11 protein-coding genes are annotated in these 15364 nt (G+C 62.3%); 6 read left to right on the top strand and 5 right to left on the bottom strand.

What is annotated here, in order from left to right; translation table 11 throughout:
* The first annotated feature begins 319 nt into the window (after positions 1–319).
* Positions 320–847: a dihydrofolate reductase gene (locus tag ACIROY_RS10285; protein ID WP_116433730.1), complete on the top strand. Its 528-nt coding sequence runs from the start codon at positions 320–322 to the stop codon at positions 845–847.
* Between the two features lie 37 nt (positions 848–884).
* Here the strand turns inward: ACIROY_RS10285 and ACIROY_RS10280 are convergent, their stop codons facing one another.
* Entirely contained in the window at positions 885–1085 is a 201-nt protein-coding gene (locus ACIROY_RS10280) for a hypothetical protein (protein WP_116433731.1), read from the bottom strand.
* A 129-nt stretch (positions 1086–1214) separates the two neighbouring features.
* On the opposite strand from ACIROY_RS10280, the gene ACIROY_RS10275 reads away from it, so the two are divergent.
* Positions 1215–3479 carry an Orn/Lys/Arg decarboxylase N-terminal domain-containing protein gene (locus ACIROY_RS10275; RefSeq protein WP_402273584.1) on the top strand — a complete coding sequence of 755 codons (2265 nt, stop codon included), beginning with the start codon at positions 1215–1217 and terminating at the stop codon, positions 3477–3479.
* A 91-nt stretch (positions 3480–3570) separates the two neighbouring features.
* Here the strand turns inward: ACIROY_RS10275 and ACIROY_RS10270 are convergent, their stop codons facing one another.
* Both ACIROY_RS10270 and ACIROY_RS10265 read right to left on the bottom strand, forming a co-directional pair.
* Positions 3571–4095: a chromate transporter gene (locus ACIROY_RS10270; RefSeq protein WP_402273586.1), complete on the bottom strand. Its 525-nt coding sequence runs from the start codon at positions 4093–4095 to the stop codon at positions 3571–3573.
* Positions 4092–4721: a chromate transporter gene (locus ACIROY_RS10265; RefSeq protein WP_402341456.1), complete on the bottom strand. Its 630-nt coding sequence runs from the start codon at positions 4719–4721 to the stop codon at positions 4092–4094. Before ACIROY_RS10265 ends, ACIROY_RS10270 begins: the two co-directional genes overlap by 4 nt.
* A gap of 120 nt (positions 4722–4841) precedes the next feature.
* Here ACIROY_RS10265 and ACIROY_RS10260 point away from each other — a divergent pair, with 120 nt between their 5' ends.
* Positions 4842–5765, top strand: coding sequence for a LysR family transcriptional regulator (locus ACIROY_RS10260; protein WP_402273590.1), 924 nt, complete (start codon positions 4842–4844; stop codon positions 5763–5765).
* A gap of 68 nt (positions 5766–5833) precedes the next feature.
* Here ACIROY_RS10260 and dcd read toward each other — a convergent pair whose 3' ends face one another.
* Positions 5834–6400, bottom strand: coding sequence for a dCTP deaminase (gene dcd / locus ACIROY_RS10255; protein WP_016833037.1), 567 nt, complete (start codon positions 6398–6400; stop codon positions 5834–5836).
* 86 nt (positions 6401–6486) lie between these two features.
* Positions 6487–10614, bottom strand: a complete 4128-nt coding sequence (gene hrpA, locus ACIROY_RS10250; RefSeq protein ID WP_402341455.1) for an ATP-dependent RNA helicase HrpA — start codon at positions 10612–10614, stop codon at positions 6487–6489.
* 52 nt (positions 10615–10666) lie between these two features.
* Between hrpA and argA the strand changes: the two genes are divergently transcribed.
* The 3 genes from argA to ACIROY_RS10235 all read left to right on the top strand — a co-directional run bounded on the left by argA (position 10667) and on the right by ACIROY_RS10235 (position 15320).
* A complete protein-coding gene (gene argA / locus ACIROY_RS10245; protein ID WP_402273595.1) occupies positions 10667–11995 on the top strand; it encodes an amino-acid N-acetyltransferase in 1329 nt (442 codons plus the stop codon).
* 113 nt (positions 11996–12108) lie between these two features.
* Positions 12109–12384: an oxidative damage protection protein gene (locus tag ACIROY_RS10240; protein WP_116433740.1), complete on the top strand. Its 276-nt coding sequence runs from the start codon at positions 12109–12111 to the stop codon at positions 12382–12384.
* A 203-nt stretch (positions 12385–12587) separates the two neighbouring features.
* Positions 12588–15320 carry a M16 family metallopeptidase gene (locus ACIROY_RS10235; RefSeq protein ID WP_402273598.1) on the top strand — a complete coding sequence of 911 codons (2733 nt, stop codon included), beginning with the start codon at positions 12588–12590 and terminating at the stop codon, positions 15318–15320.
* The last annotated feature ends 44 nt before the right edge of the window (positions 15321–15364 follow it).

Genomic DNA, 15364 nt, shown 5'->3' with positions numbered 1-15364 from the left:
CCAAGTTGACCGAACACTTCGTCGGGAAACAGGCAAGACCGTGAAAGATCGCTGCGTTGGCCGGGCTACCGCGCCCATGGGCCTCCCGCAACAGTGCTGCAGGCTACGCCGGCATCGAAGTTGCCGCAAAGAACCATCGCTGACTCACTGGATACGGGCTGGCCAGGTTCTTGCGGACGCTACCGGGGATACCTCTATAAGGACAGCTGCGCCCCATAAAGTTCCATCCGGGTCGGACTGTCCTGTAATATGACGCGCTCACCGGCGACGCAAGACCATCAGGCGCGCCGGACTTCGGCAATCCTACACAAGTATCGGCATGTCACCTACACCTTCCGCCTCCGGCGCACTGTGCGTCATCGTCGCCACCGACAGCCAGAACGGCATCGGCATCAACAATACCCTGCCCTGGCATCTGCCGGAAGACCTCGCCCACTTCAAGCGCACCACCTCGGGCCATCCCATCATCATGGGCCGCAAGACCTTCGACTCCATCGGACGCCCTTTGCCGAATCGCCGTAATATCGTCATCACGCGCAACCGCGACTGGTCGCACGCCGGCGTCGAAACAGTGTCATCCTTGCAAGAAGCCGCAGCGCTGGTGGCCGGCGCCGACGCCTTCATCATCGGCGGCGCCCAGATCTACGCCGAGTCGCTGCCGCTGGCGACGCGCCTGATCGTGACCGAAATCGACAAGGCCTTCGACTGCGACGCCTTCTTTCCGGCCATCGACGCCGGGGTGTGGCGCGAGACGGCGCGTGAAACCCACCGTGCTGAAACACAGGAGTCTGCGCAAGGATTTGCTCAGGGATTTAATTACGCATTTGTGACATACGAAAGACGCTGAAAGGCCTGCAGGCCTTTTTGTTGTTTTTCCCTGATTTTCAACAAGAACGCGCGGATTTTTCGCCCCATCGTTTGGCGATATCTGCGAAAATTCGGCTTCTTTTTAAAACCTGCCTCCGCTGCACCGTCGCCGCGATCCGGAACGCCAGCACGAGCAACAGGTCCACGAAGGTTCTGCCAGGCTGGAAGCGCACCGGATCCGGAACATTCCGATCCTGCCTTTCAACTTGCAGCGACATTGTTTTGACCGGTTTGCCCTATCAAAAAGCAACCGTCCGAGCGCGTAAGCTTTTCGCCCAGGCGCAGTCCAAGTGTTAACTGAACTGAACGCATACCTCTGATCTCACATGCGTTCTCCTGGAGAACCTATGAAATTCCGTTTCCCCATCGTCATCATCGACGAAGATTTCCGCTCTGAAAACACTTCCGGCCTGGGCATCCGCGCCCTCGCCGACGCCATCAAGGAAGAAGGCATGGAAGTGCTGGGCGTGACCAGCTACGGCGATCTGTCGCAGTTTGCCCAGCAGCAATCGCGCGCCTCCGCCTTCATCCTGTCGATCGACGATGAAGAATTCGGCGCCGGCTCGTCCGAGGAAACCGACTTCGCGCTGAAATCGCTGCGCGCCTTCGTCGGCGAAATTCGCCACAAGAACGCCGACATCCCGATTTATCTGTACGGCGAAACCCGCACCTCGCGCGATATCCCCAACGACATCCTGCGCGAACTGCACGGCTTCATCCATATGTTCGAAGACACGCCCGAGTTCGTGGCGCGCCACATCATCCGCGAAGCCAAGTCCTACCTCGACGGCCTGGCGCCGCCGTTCTTCCGCGCGCTGGTGCATTACGCGCAGGACGGTTCGTATTCCTGGCACTGCCCCGGCCACTCGGGCGGCGTCGCCTTCCTGAAGTCGCCGATCGGCCAGATGTTCCACCAATTCTTCGGTGAAAACATGCTGCGCGCCGACGTCTGCAACGCCGTCGAAGAACTCGGCCAGCTGCTCGACCACACCGGTCCTGTCGCCGATTCGGAACGCAATGCCGCGCGCATCTTCAACGCCGACCACTGCTACTTCGTCACCAACGGCACCTCGACTTCCAACAAGATGGTCTGGCACTCGACGGTCGCTCCGGGCGACATCGTCGTGGTGGACCGCAACTGCCACAAGTCGATCCTGCACTCCATCATCATGACCGGCGCGATCCCTGTCTTCCTGATGCCGACGCGTAATCACCTCGGCATCATCGGACCGATCCCGCTGGAAGAGTTCACGATGGAAAGCATCCGTCGCAAGATCGAAGCCAATCCGTTCGCCCGTGAAGCCGTCAACAAGAAGCCGCGCATCCTGACCATCACGCAATCGACTTACGACGGCGTGGTCTACAACGTCGAGACGCTGAAGGAAATGCTGGACGGCGAAATCGACACGCTGCACTTCGACGAAGCCTGGCTGCCGCACGCGACCTTCCATGATTTCTACAAGGACATGCACGCCATCGGCAAGGACCGTCCGCGCGCCAAGAAGTCGATGATCTTCTCGACCCAGTCGACCCACAAACTGTTGGCCGGCCTGTCGCAGGCGTCGCAAATCCTGGTGCGTGAATCGGAAACCGTGCAACTCGACCAGGACGCCTTCAACGAAGCATTCCTGATGCACACCTCGACGTCGCCGCAATATTCGATCATCGCGTCGTGCGATGTCGCTGCGGCGATGATGGAAGCGCCGGGCGGCACCGCGCTGGTGGAAGAAAGCATCCTCGAAGCGCTGGACTTCCGCCGCGCCATGAAAAAGATCGACCAGGAATTCGGCCAGGACTGGTGGTTCCAGGTGTGGGGCCCGAACAGCTTCTCCGCCAACGGCATCGGCGAGCGCGAAGACTGGGTCATCAAGGCGGAAGACGACTGGCACGGTTTCGGCAATCTGGCTCCGGGCTTCAATATGCTCGACCCGATCAAGGCGACCATCGTCACTCCGGGCCTGTCGCTGGACGGCAAGTTCGGCGAGAACGGCATCCCGGCCTCGATCGTCACCAAGTATCTGGCGGAACACGGCGTTATCGTCGAGAAGTGCGGCCTGTATTCCTTCTTCATCATGTTCACCATCGGCATTACCAAGGGCCGCTGGAATACATTGGTGACTGCGCTGCAGCAGTTCAAGGACGACTACGACAAGAACCAGCCGATCTGGCGCATCCTGCCCGAGTTCGCCGCTGCGAACCAGGGCCGCAACGCGCGCTACGAGCGTCTGGGCCTGCGTGACCTGTGCCAGCAGATCCACGAAACCTATCGCGCCTACGACGTCGCGCGCCTGACAACCGAGATGTACCTGTCCGACATGCAGCCGGCGATGAAGCCGTCCGATGCGTTCTCGAAAATGGCCCACCGCGAAATCGACCGCGTGCCGCTGGACGAGCTCGAAGGCCGCGTTACCTCGATCCTGCTGACGCCTTACCCACCGGGCATCCCGCTGCTGATTCCGGGCGAGATCTTCAACAAGACCATCGTCGACTATCTCAAGTTCGCGCGTGATTTCAACGAGAAATTCCCGGGCTTCGAAACCGACGTGCATGGTCTGGTCAAACGTGAAGTGAACGGCCGCCGCGATTACTTCGTGGATTGCGTACGCCAGTAAGCGACAGCGTCATGGGCAAGTGAAAAAGCCGATCCGGGGAAACCACGGATCGGCTTTTTTATTGCCGGGATACCTCTGAAACAATCTCAGGTTATCGCAGGAAAATCATTCCCGCCATGGCGCCGCCGAACAGCAGCCACAGGGGATGCAGCTTGGTCTTGAGCGCGATGATCACCGTCGCCGCCGTGATCGCCGCGAGGATGCCGTTGCTGATGGAGGCATGCGCGATCAGCGCGGCGCTGGCGGCCACCAGTCCCGCCGTCACCGGCAGCAGGCCGGATTGCACATGGCGCCGCCACGGCCGGTCCTTGAACCGCTCCCATACGTGCAGCATCAGGATGGTCACCAGCGACGACGGACCAAACTTGGCGATCGTCGTGACCAGCATGCCGTAGAAGCCGGCCACGTGCCAGCCGACCAGGGTCACGATCATCAGATTGGGACCGGGCGCGGCCTGGCCGAGCGCGAACAGTGCGCTGAAATCTTCCGCAGTCATCCAGTGGTGCACTTCCACCACCTGGCGCTGCATCTCGGGCAGGATGGTGTTGCCGCCGCCGAAGGCCAGCACCGACAGTTCCGAAAAAATCAGTCCCAGCGCGATCAGGGTTTCGCTCACGATGCGGCTCCCTTCTTTGCGTCACTTTTTGCGTCGTTCCTGCCTGCGAACTTCGCCGTGACCAACACGCTCACCGGCGTCATCACCAGCATGGTCCATAGCAGCGGAACGCGCAGCCAGGCGATGGCGATGAAGCAGATCGTCGCCAGTCCGGCCAGCACGAGGTTCTTGCGCAGCGGCAGCGCGATCTTCACCGCCATCTGGATCAGCAAGCCGGACGCGGCCGCAGCCAGCCCGGCGAACAGGTGCTTGATCAAGGGATCGTGCTGGTAGTGCTGATACAGGATCCCGAGCATCACCACCACCATCGAGGGCACCGCGATCAGACCGAAGATCGCCGCCAACGCGCCTTTGACGCCGCGAAAACGCATGCCCAGGGCGACCGACAGGTTGATGATGTTGCCGCCCGGCAGGAACTGGCACAGCCCCAGCAGCTCGACGAATTCGGCTTCGGTCAGCCAGCGGTGGCGCTCGACCACCATGCGGTGCGCCAGCGGCAGCGCGCCGCCGAAGGCGGTCATGCCAAGTCCGAGGAATCCCAGGAACAACTCGCGCGAGGTGGGTACAACGCGGACTTCCTGCGTGACCGGCGGAGTGGGTGAAAGTGGATTGTTGTCGTTGAGCATGCTGTTGGCCTTCTGTTCTGCCTTCTGTTCTGTGGGTCGTTGCGACCACAAACCGAAGGCTACTCTTGCGTCGTTATTTTGTCTAATATATGGCAAGCACACCAACCATACATAATTCATATGTCAGCCATCGACCTGCGCCTGTTGCGCTACTTCATTGCCGTGGCCGAAGAAGGCCATCTCACCAAGGCCGCGCAGCGCATCGGCATCCAGCAGCCGCCGCTGAGCCAGCAGATCCGCGCGCTCGAGACCGAGCTTGGTGTCACGCTGTTCAACCGCCTGCCGCGCGGCATGGAGCTGACCGAAAGCGGCCACGCGCTGCTGACCGATGCGCGCTCCATCCTGGCCCAGGTCGACTCCACCGTGGCCGGCGTGCGACGCATCGCACGCGGCGAGCTGGGCCGGATTGCGGTGGGCTTCACCGAATCCGCCTCGTTGCATCCGTTCGTGCCGACCGTGATCCGGGCATTCCGCGACGCCGCACCGGATGTTGCGCTGACGGTGGAGGAAAGCAGCACCACCGACCTGGTGGCGCTGATGAGCCGGAATCGCATCGACGTCGCCTTCATCCGCTCGCCGGTGGGCGACGTCAGCGACATCACGATCGAAACCATGATGGTGGAGGAAATGATCGTCGCCCTGCCGGCGGCCCATCCGCTGGTGCGCAACAAGCGGCGCAAGAGCGTGGCGCTGGCGGCACTGGCCGAAGAAGTGTTCGTGCTCAACCGGCGCCCCAGCGGCCCCGGGCTGTACGACACCATCATCGCCGCCTGCCGCGCCGCCGGCTTCAGCCCTCACGTCGAACAGGAAGCGCGCAAGAACCTGTCCACGCTGAGCCTGGTGGCGGCCGGCCTGGGCATCTCCATCATCCCGGCCTCGATGCGCCACGTCGAACTGGAGTCGGTCAGCTATCTCGGCATCGACGACGCGCCCGACCTGAAAGCGCCGCTGCATCTGGCGTATCGCGACAGCGGCCAGTCGGGGGCGGTCAAGCGGTTTATTACGGAGGCGAGGAAGTGCGCGAAGGCGAGCAGCAAGCGTTGACGACGCGCCAATAAAAAAACAGCCGCATGTTCCGAAACATGCGGCTGTTTTTTATCGTGCAATACGACTCAGGTCTTCGGCAAAGTCACGCCGTGCTGGCCCTGGTACTTGCCGCCACGATCCTTGTACGAGGTCTCGCAGATCTCGTCGCTTTCGAAGAACAGCACCTGCGCGCAGCCTTCGCCGGCGTAGATCTTGGCCGGCAGCGGCGTGGTGTTGGAGAACTCCAGCGTGACGTAGCCTTCCCATTCCGGTTCGAACGGCGTGACGTTGACGATGATGCCGCAACGCGCGTAGGTCGACTTGCCGAGGCAGATCGTCAGCACGCTGCGCGGGATGCGGAAGTACTCAACCGTGCGCGCCAGCGCGAACGAGTTCGGCGGGATGATGCAGACGTCGCCGTGGAAATCGACGAAGGATTTTTCATCGAAGTTCTTGGGATCGACGATGGTCGAATTGATGTTGGTGAAGATCTTGAATTCGTTGGCGCAGCGGATATCGTAGCCGTACGACGAGGTGCCGTAGGAGACGATCTTCTGGCCGTTGGCCTCACGGACCTGACCGGGCTCGAAAGGCTCGATCATGCCTTCGCTTTCCGCCATGCGACGGATCCATTTGTCGGATTTGATTGCCATTGTCTTTTTGGAAATAGATTGCGGTAAAAGTGCTGCAATTCTACGCTAAACGCAGCATCGTTCTTCAAATACTACACGCCGGACCATCAACGCTGCATGGTCTCCCACACCTTCTGCAGCCGCTTGACCGACACCGGCATGGGGGTCTTCAACTCCTGCGCGTAGAGCGACACCCGCAGCTCTTCCAGCAGCCAGCGGAATTCCTGCATCTTGGGGTCGCTTGCGCCGCGGTCCTTTTGCGCGCGCTGCCACGGTGCGGCGACCTGGGTCCATTCCGACAGCAGGCGCGTGTCGCGGGTCGGATCGGCGCGCAGCTTTTCCAGGCGCACATTGATTGCTTTCAGATAGCGCGGAAAATGCATCAGGTTGTTGTAGTCGCTGTCGGCGATGAAGCGCTTGCCGACCAGGTTCTGCAACTGCGACTGGATGTCGGCCGAGGCCTGCGCGTGCGCCTTGATGGTCTGCAGCTTCTTCGGCAACGTGTAGTACTCGGCCAGCACCAGTCCGGCCAGGCGCGCGATTTCATTGACCAGCAGGCCGAAGCGCGCCTTGCCCTCTTCCTTGCGGCGGTTGAACTCGTCGACGTTCTTGGGCAGCGGGTCCTGCATGAAGGCGCGCTCCAGACCTGCGTACAGGATCTGGTCGCGCAGCTCTTCCTGCGAACCCAGCGCCATGAACTGCATGCCCATCTGCTGCAGGCCGGGGATGTTCTTTTCCTGATACTTGAGCTGCTCTTTCAGTTGCAGCGCGAACAGGCGGCGCAGGCCGGCAAAATGCTGGCGCGCAGCGTCGGCGGGGTCGTCGAAGACTTCGAGATCGCAATGGGTCTTCTTGTCGACCAGGGCGGGGAAACCGATCAGCGTTTGGGACTTGCCTGAATTTGGTCCGACTGCGCCACGCTGGATTTCCAGCAGTTCCGGCAGCTCACCGAAGGTCCAGTTGGTCAGATTGCCGTATTCGGAAACCGAAGCGGCGCTTGCTCCCGAAGGCGCAGCCGGCACAGCTTTTCCTGCAACCGGTTTGCCTGAGGGTGCAGCGGCGGGCATAGCCACCGGCGTGGCAATCCCGGTAATCGCCGTCTGTTCAGCCAGCTTCTGGAACTGCTCGCGCGCCTGTCCGCCGAATTCCGCTTGCAGGCTGCCGAGGTTGCGCCCCATCTCCAGCTGGCGACCGTGTTCGTCGACGATCTTGAAATTCATCGCGTGATGCGCGGGCAAGGTCTCCTGCTTGAAGTCCGTGCTCTTGACCATGATGGTGATCTGTTCGCGGATGTCGGCGATCAGTGCATCGATCAGGTCGCCCCGACCGAACAGATGACGCTCTTCCATGCGCGCGCAGAAACCGGCGGCGTAGTCGGGCAGCGGCACGCAATGGCGGCGCAGCTTTTGCGGCAGCGACTTGAGCAGCAGGTGCACCTTTTCCTTGAGCATGCCGGGCACCAGCCATTCGCAGCGCGCAGCGGAGACCTGGTTCAGCGCATACAGCGGCACCGTCAGCGTGACGCCGTCGCGCGGCGTGCCGGGTTCGAAGTGATACGACAACGCCATCGACAGTCCCGCCACGGTCATGGTCTTGGGGAACAGCTCGGTGGTCACGCCGGCCGCTTCGTGACGCATGAGGTCGTCGCGATTGAGGAACAGCAGCTTGGGATCGGCGTTGGCGGCGGTGGCGTCCTTGTGCCACTTCTCGAAAGTGATGCCGTTGCAGATGTCGGCGGGAATCAGCTTGTCGTAGAAGGCGGCGATCAGTTCGTCGTCGACCAGCACGTCGAGGCGGCGCGATTTGTGTTCGAGGTTTTCGATCTCGCGCACCAGCTTCTGGTTGTGTGCGAAGAACGACGCACGCGTATCGAAGTCGCCGCCGACCAGCGCGTCGCGGATGAAGATTTCGCGCGCTTCCTGCGGATTGATCAGGCCGAAGTTGATGCGGCGCTGGCTGTACACCACCAGTCCGTACAGGGTGGCGCGCTCGGAAGCGGTGACTTGCGCGCTGCGCTTTTCCCAGCGTGGCTCGCCCCAGGATTTCTTGAGCAGATGGCCGCCGACGCGCTCCAGCCATTCGGGCTGGATCTGCGCCACGCAGCGGGCATACAGGCGCGAGGTGTCGACCAGCTCGGCGGCGACGATCCATTTTCCTGCTTTTTTCTGCAAGCTGGAACCGGGCCAGATGTGGAACTTGATGCCGCGCGCGCCCAGGTAATGGGGATCCTCGTCCGACTTGAAGCCGACGTTGCCAAGCAAACCGGTCAGCAAGGCGGTGTGCAGTTGCTCGTAAGTCGCCGGCGCTTCGTTCATGCGCCAACCCTGCTCGCGCACGATGGTCAGCAATTGTGAATGGACGTCGCGCCACTCGCGCAGACGCAGCTGCGAGAGGAAATTGGCGCGGCAATGGTCTTGCAGCTGGCGATTGGACTTCTTGTGCTCGACGGCTTCTTCGAACCACTTCCAGATTCGCAGATAACTCTGGAATTCTGATTTCTCGTCGGCGAATTTCTTGTGCGCCTGGTCGGCGGCGGCCTGCGCTTCCATCGGACGGTCGCGCGGATCCTGCACCGACAGCGCCGAAGCGATGATCAGCAGTTCGGAGAGGCAGGCGTTCTCGCGGCCGGCCAGAATCATGCGCCCCACGCGCGGGTCCAATGGCAGCTTGGCAAGTTGATTGCCGAGCGGCGTCAGCTGGTTGAACTCATCGACTGCGCCCAGCTCTTGCAACAGCTGATAGCCGTCGGCGATGGCGCGGCCCAGCGGCGGCTCGATGAACGGGAAGGTTTCGACATCGGCCAAATGCAGCGACTTCATCCGCAGGATGACCGAGGCCAGCGACGAGCGCAGGATTTCCGGCTCGGTGAATTTCGGTCGCTGCAGGTAGTCCTGCTCTTCGTACAGGCGGATGCACACGCCCGCAGCGACGCGGCCGCAACGGCCGGCGCGCTGGTTGGCGGCCGATTGCGCGACCGGCTCGATCTGCAGTTGCTCGACCTTGTTGCGGTAGCTGTAACGCTTCACGCGCGCCAGGCCCGCATCAACCACGTAGCGGATGCCGGGCACGGTCAGCGAGGTTTCGGCGACGTTGGTGGCCAGCACGATGCGGCGCGCGTTGCTCGACTTGAAGACGCGTTCCTGCTCTTGCGCCGACAGGCGCGCGAACAACGGCAGGATTTCGACGTGCGGCGGATGGTGCTTGCGCAGCGCTTCGGCGGCGTCGCGGATTTCTCGTTCACCGGGCAAGAACACCAGGATGTCGCCGGAACCGATGCGCGCCAGTTCATCGACGGCATCGACCACGGCGTCCATCAGGTCGCGCTGGTCGCGGTCCTTCTGCGCCTGCGTGGCGCGGCCTTCGGCGCGCGCGCGCGCGTTGGCCACTTCCGGTGCGAGGTTGCTGCGGTCGGCATTGTCGACCGGGCGATAACGGATCTCGACCGGATACAGCCGGCCGGATACTTCGATCACCGGCGCCGGCTTGAGCTCGCCGTTGACTTCGGTGCCGAAGTGGCGCGAGAAGCGGTCGGCGTCGATGGTCGCCGAGGTGATGATGACCTTGAGGTCGGGCCGTTTGGGCAGCAACTGTTTCAGGTAGCCGAGCAGGAAGTCGATGTTGAGGCTGCGTTCGTGCGCCTCGTCGATGATGATGGTGTCGTACTGCCTGAGCAGCGGATCGGTCTGCGTTTCCGCCAGCAGGATGCCGTCGGTCATCAGCTTGACCCAGGCGCCTTTGGTGAGCGTGTCGTTGAAGCGCACCTTGAAGCCGACATGCTCGCCCGGCGGCGTGCCGAGTTCCTGCGCGATGCGCTTGGCGGTCGACGACGCGGCGATGCGGCGCGGCTGGGTGTGACCGATCAGGCCTTTTTCACCGCGACCGAGCTGCAGGCAGATCTTGGGCAACTGGGTGGTCTTGCCGGAACCGGTCTCGCCACTGACGATGATGACCTGGTTGGCTTGCAGCGCCTCGGCGATTTCCTGGCGGCGGCCGGAGACCGGCAGCTCTTCGGGGAAGGTGATCTCGGGCAGCGGGTTGCGCACCTGCACACGCGGCGGCGCGGCAACGCGCGGTGACTGCTGGGCGGACTTGTTTTTGGGCTGGGGAGCTTGAGGGGAATTGGGAGCGGACATAACGGCTGGCATTATACCTACTCCCCGCGCCCTGGCCTTGCTTGGCCTGCATCGGCGGTGCGAAAACGGTTTTGTCGCGCGTGCGGAACAGCACTGCAACATTGCGGTGCAAAAAACGGCCCGTCGCCAAACATCCGCGGTGTGACTGGTTATAATGCGCAACATGGAAAATGACACCGATTTCGCCAGCTTCGTGGCCTGGCTGCGCTCCGTAGCGCCTTACGTTCACGCCTTCCGCGGCAAGACCTTCGTGATCGCCTTCCCGGGCGAGCTGGTCACGGCCGGCGGGCTGGCCGTGCTGGCCCAGGATCTGTCGCTGTTGCATGCGCTCGGCATCCGTATTGTCGTGGTGCACGGCTCGCGCCCGCAGGTCGAAGAGCAACTGGCGCTGCGTAACGTCGAGGCGCGTTTCCACAACGGCCTGCGCATCACCGACCCAGCCGCGCTGGAATGCGCCAAGGAAGCCGCCGGCGAGTTGCGCCTGGACATCGAAGCGGCGTTCAGCCAGGGCTTGCCCAACACACCGATGGCGCATGCCGCGATCCGCGTCATCTCCGGCAATTTCGTCACCGCGCGCCCGATGGGCGTGATCGACGGCGCCGACCTGCAGCTGACCGGCATCGTGCGTAAAGTCGCGGCCGACACCATCCATCCCATCCTCAATGCCGGCGGCATCGTGCTGCTGTCGCCGCTGGGCTTCTCACCAACCGGCGAAGCCTTCAACCTGGCGATGGAAGACGTGGCGGTGACTGCCGCCATCGCGCTGCGCGCCGAGAAGCTGATTTTCCTGAGCGAAACACCGCTCATGCACGACGCCGGCGGCACCGATATCCGCGAGCTGTCGTCACACCAGGCCGAAGCCGTGCTGCAGGCCAATTTCCTGCCGCCCGACGCCGCCTTCTATCTGAAGAGCGCGGTCAAGGCCTGTAACGCGGGCGTCTCGCGCGCCCACATCGTGCCGTTCGCCACCGACGGCTCGGTGCTGCTGGAGCTGTTCACGCATGACGGCATCGGCACCATGATCACGTACGAGAACCTGGAAAGCCTGCGCGAAGCCACCATTGAAGACGTCGGCGGCATCATCAAGCTGATCGAGCCGCTGGAAGCCGACGGCACGCTGGTCAAGCGCGGCCGCGAACTGATCGAGCGCGAGATCCATTACTTCTCGGTGATCGAGCATGACAACGTGATCTTCGGCTGCGCTGCGCTGTATCCTTTCCCCAAGGAAAGAATGGGTGAAATGGCCTGCCTGACCGTCAATCCGGAAGTCCAGGCGCAGGGCGACGGCGAGCGTATCCTCAAGCACATCGAAACGCGCGCGCGCGAGTCGGGCCTGACCAAGCTGTTCGTGCTGACCACGCGCACTTCGCACTGGTTCCTGCGGCGCGGCTTCGTGCCGGCCACCGTGGACGACCTGCCGAAAGACCGCCAGCACATGTACAACTGGCAACGCAAGTCACTGGTGCTGATCAAAAACTTATAATGCAAGAATCAGGACGTGAGATCGCATTGCCAATGCGCTCAACCGCTGACCTCCCAAAGCCGGTCTCATGTCTTCCCTGAATACGTCATCAATGTTTTAACCAAGGAATCAACATGGCACGCACCATCCACTGCATCAAACTGAACAAGGAAGCCGAAGGCCTCGACTTCCCGCCGTACCCGGGCGAGCTGGGCAAGCGCATTTACGAAAGCGTTTCGAAGGAAGCCTGGGCCGGCTGGCTCAAGCACCAGACCATGCTGGTCAATGAAAACCGCCTGATGTTGGCCGATGCGCGCGCGCGCAAATACCTGGCCGTGCAAATGGAAAAGCATTTCTTCGGCGAAGGCGCCGACGCCGCGCAAGGTTACGTCCCGCCACCGGGCGACTGAGCTGCACGCTGAATCGTACTGCCGCGGTTCAGGTGCATCACGCCACCTGAACCGTCTCTCTCCTTCCTGCCTGGCCCCCCTGCTTTATTTTCCGCTGCGGATATTTCCCGCGCCAGCCCGGTCTTATTCCGGTCTCAACGGCTTTGTCCTGCATTCCGTAGAATAGCCGTCACGCCGTCCCTTCGATTACCCATCAGGAAACCATGCCCCTGCTCCGCCCCTCTTCACTGGCCCGCTGTCTGCTCCCCTTGTTCCTGACCGTCGGCGGCGCCAATGCGCTGGGCCAGACGCTGCCTGCGCTGTCCTTACCCTCCGGCGTCAGCCAGGGCCCTTCCGCCGAAGGCATCACCGAATACCGCTTCAGCAACGGCTTCAAGCTACTGCTGATGCCGGACGCCAGCAAGCCGACCGTGACCGTCAACATGACCTACCTGGTCGGCTCGCGCCAGGAGAACTACGGCGAAACCGGCATGGCGCATCTGCTGGAGCATTTGATGTTCAAGGGCACGCCGCAGCACGGCGCGATTCCGCAAGAGTTCAGCAAGCGCGGCATGAGCTTCAACGGCACCACCTCGCTGGACCGCACCAACTATTACGAATTCTTCCCGGCCGGCGATGAGAACCTGCAATGGGCCATCGCCATGGAAGCCGACCGCATGCTCAACTCCTTCATCGCCCAGAAGGATCTCGACAGCGAAATGACGGTGGTGCGCAACGAGTTCGAAAGTGGTGAAAACTCACCAAGCTCGGTCATGGTCAAGCGCATGCAAAGCGTCGCCTTCGACTGGCACAACTACGGCAACTCGACCATCGGCAACCGCAGCGACATCGAGCACGTGAAGATCGAGAACCTGCAGGCCTTCTATCGCACCTACTACCAGCCCGACAATGCGGTGCTGCTGGTGGCCGGCAAGTTCGATCCGGCCAAGGTGCTGGCATGGGTCGACCGCAGCTTCGGCAAGATGCCGAAACCGGCGCGCGCGCTGCCGACGTTCTGGACGGTGGAACCGACCCAGGACGGCGAGCGCCAGTTCACCATCCGCCGCAGCGGCGACGTGCAGCTGGTCTATGTCGGCTACAAGATACCATCCGGCATCCATATCGACTCCGACGCCGCCGGCGTAGCCGCCGACATCCTGGCCGACACGCCCAACGGCCGTCTGCACAAGCTGCTGGTGGAAACCGGCAAGGCCAGCGCGATCGTGCAATTCCAGTTGAGCGGTTATGCACCCGGACTGCAGATCATCGGCGCGGTCGTCAAGAAGGGCGAGCCGCTGGAGCCGGTGCGCAAAGCGCTGACCGACGCTATCGAATCTTTCGCCACCACACCGCCGACCGACGCCGAAATGGCGCGCGTGCGCGTGTCCAACGCCAACGGCTATGAACGCCTGCTGAGCGACCATCAGCGCATCGGCATTTCGCTGTCGAACGTGCTGGCGCTGGGCGACTGGCGTCTGCTGTTCGCCGGACGCGACCAGGTCGACGCGATGAGCGCACAGCAAGTCGCCGACGCCGCCGCACAATACTTCCGCCGCGACAACCGCACGGTGGGGCTGTTCATTCCTGAAGACCAGCCGCAGCGCAGTGAAATCCCGGTCGCACCGAGCGTGGAAAGCGCACTGCAATCGTATCGCCCGCGCGCCGCGATCGCGACCGGCGAAGCCTTCGATACCTCACCCGCCAACCTGGACCTGCGTACTACGCAATTGCACGTGGGCGGACTCAAGCTGGCGTTGCTGCCCAAAAAGACGCGCGGCCAGACCGTGTCGGTGCGCATCAAACTGGACTGGGGCGATGAAAAAACCTTGTTCGGCAAGAAGACCATCGCCGCCATGACCGGCGAGATGCTGTCGCGCGGCAGCATGTCCATGACGCGCGAACAACTGGCGGATGAATTTGCGCGCCTGAAGATCGCCGGCGGTGTGAACAATTTCCAGACCACGCGCGACAATCTCGATGCCGCGTTGAAGCTGATGGCCGACATCCTGCAACATCCGCGTTTCGATCCGGCCGAGTTCGAGCAATTGCGCAAGCAGATTCTCGTCAGCCTGGAGTCCTCGCGCAATGATCCGACCGAGCGCGCCTCAGAAGCCTTGTCGCTGCACTTCGACCACTACCCCGCCGGCGACTGGCGCGCGGCGCGCACGCTGGACCAGCGTATCGCGGCGGTACAAGCCTTGACGCTGGATGACGTGAAGGCCTTCCATCGCGATTTCTACGGCGCCTCCTCCGGACAGATCGCCATCGTCGGCGACTTCGACCCCGATGCAGCCGCACGCGTGATCCAGCAAAGCCTGGCCGGCTGGAAGAGCGCCACGCCTTATCAACGCGTGCTGCAAGATTATTCCGAGGTCGCCCCGACGCGCCAGTTCATCAACACGCCGGACAAGGAAAACGGCACTTACCTGGCCAAGCTCGGTCTGGATATCCGCGACGAGGACGCCGACTATCCGGCGCTAGTGGTAGCGAATTACCTGATCGGCGGCGCCAGCATGAAGTCGCGCCTGGCCGACCGCGTGCGCCAGCGTGAAGGCCTGTCGTACAGTATCGGCACCTCGCTGTCGGTCGGCGCGCTCAGCAACGCCGGCCAGTTCGGCATCGGCGCCATCGCCGCTCCCCAAAACCTCGGCAAGGTCGACGCCGCCATCCGCGAGGAATTACAGCGCCTGATCACCGAAGGCTTCACAGCGGAAGAACTGGAACGCGCCAAATCCGGCATCCGCCAGCAACGCGAACAGTCGCGCGCGCAGGACGACACCATCAGCAACGGCTGGGTCAACCTGCTCGACCTCGATCGCACCTATGCCTGGGCGGCGCAACTGGATGAGCGCATCGCGGCACTGACGCTGGACCAGCTCAACAGCACGCTGCGCAAGAGGATAGTGCCGGCGAACATGAGCGTGGCGATTGCGCGGGATGAGGGGAAGGCGAAATAGCCCTAGCCTTGAGCACGTAACGACGCCCAAAGAAAAAGCCGCCC

This window comes from Herbaspirillum sp. NPDC101396, assembly GCF_044767365.1.
Classification (GTDB): domain Bacteria; phylum Pseudomonadota; class Gammaproteobacteria; order Burkholderiales; family Burkholderiaceae_D; genus Herbaspirillum.
Note: the sequence above shows the minus strand (reverse complement) of the source record. Positions and strands in the feature narration are given on the sequence as shown.